At 53.5% G+C, this 1,741-nt stretch carries 2 protein-coding genes; both read left to right on the forward strand.

Going from position 1 to position 1,741, the window contains the following annotated elements; genetic code table 11:
• Positions 1–188 (forward strand): S4 domain-containing protein (locus RT018_RS10795; RefSeq protein WP_312941798.1); only part of this gene is annotated, 188 nt, incomplete at its 5' end.
• Positions 189–304: 116 nt separating this feature from the next.
• A partial coding sequence (locus RT018_RS10800) for an ABC-F family ATP-binding cassette domain-containing protein (protein ID WP_312941799.1) occupies positions 305–1,741 on the forward strand: 1,437 nt, incomplete at its 3' end.

The following is a 1,741-nucleotide window of genomic DNA, read 5'->3' on the forward strand; positions in this document are numbered from 1 at the left end:
TGAATCTTCTGACTGCCTGCGGCCTCTGCGCCTCTAACGGCGAGGCCCGGCGGCTGGTGCAGCAGGGCGGCGTGATGGTGAATGAGAAAAAGGCGGAGGTAACCGACGCATACGATCGGGAGGATTTCTCCGGCGAGGGCATGGTTATTAAAAAGGGCAAGAAAATCTTCCACCGGGCCCAAATCTAAGCGCTGCCATGAATCCAAAGCGGCCGTTAAATATGGAAACAGCAGCAGCGGCAGACGCGCCTTGGCGCGCCTGCTGCCGCGCTGAAATACGAAAATAACAAAAAAGGAAAAAAAGAATGATTACAGTCAGTGAAGTCAGCTTAAACTTCAGCGGCCAGGCGCTGTTCAAGGACGTGAATCTGAAATTCATCTCCGGCAACTGCTATGGCATCATCGGCGCCAACGGCGCAGGAAAAACAACCTTCCTCCGCATCCTCTCCGGCGAGTTGGAGCCCACCACCGGCGACGTGTTTGTCTCCGACAATCAGCGGATGTCCGTTTTGAAGCAGGACCATTTCCAGTATGATGAGTACACTGTGCTGGACACGGTCATCATGGGCAACCAGCGCCTGTATGACATTATGAAGGAGAAGGACGCTCTATATGAGAAGGAGGATTTCTCTGATGCGGACGGCGTGCGCGCCAGCGAGCTGGAGGCGGAGTTTGCCGACATGGATGGATGGGAGTCGGAATCCGACGCCAGCCGCCTGATTCAGGGACTGGGTCTTTCCAACGACATTCTGTATAGCCAGATGTCCTCTCTCACCGCCAAGGAAAAGGTGAAGGTGTTGCTTGCACAGGCTCTGTTTGGAAAGCCGGACATTATCCTGTTGGACGAACCCACGAACCATCTGGATTTGCAGGCCATCGAATGGCTGGAAAATTTCCTGATGGACTACGAGGGCCTGATTATCGTAGTGAGTCATGACCGCTATTTCCTGAACAACGTGTGTACCAGCATCGTAGACGTGGACTACGGCAAAATCAGAATGTACGTGGGTAACTACGAATTTTGGTACGAATCCAGCCAGATGGTCCAGAAGATGATGAAGGATCAGAACCGGAAAAACGAGGACAAGATTAAAGAGCTTCAGCTCTTTATTCAGCGCTTCTCCGCCAATAAGTCCAAATCCAAGCAGGCCACCTCCCGCCGAAAGCTTCTGGATAAACTGACGGTGGATGAGATGCCCGCTTCCTCCCGGCGATATCCCTTTGTGGGCTTTGCACTGGACCGGGAACCGGGGAAGGAAATTCTGACGGTAGAGGGTCTGAACAAGACCATCGATGGGCGGCAGCTTTTGAAGGATGTGTCCTTCCGGGTGAACAAGGGGGATAAAATCGCCTTTGTGGGTGAAAACGAGCTGGCGAAAACCACCCTGTTCCGTATCATTATGGAGGAACTGGAGGCGGACGAGGGCAGCTTCAAGTGGGGCACCACCATTTCCACCAGCTATTTCCCGCTGGACAACTCCGCCTTTTTCAACGATTGCAATTTGAATTTGGTAGAGTGGCTGGGTCAGTACACATCTGAAACCACAGAGTCCTTCATGAGATCCTTCCTCGGGCGGATGCTCTTCTCGGGGGACGAGGTGTTCAAGCCCGTTAAGGTCCTTTCCGGCGGCGAAAAAGTGCGGTGCATGTTGTCGCGGATCATGTTGTTCGGCTCCAACGCGCTGGTGCTGGACCAGCCGACCAACCATCTGGATCTGGAGTCTATCACCGCCGTCAACAAG

The organism is Oscillibacter sp. (genome assembly GCF_032060045.1).
Lineage (GTDB): Bacteria > Bacillota > Clostridia > Oscillospirales > Oscillospiraceae > Oscillibacter.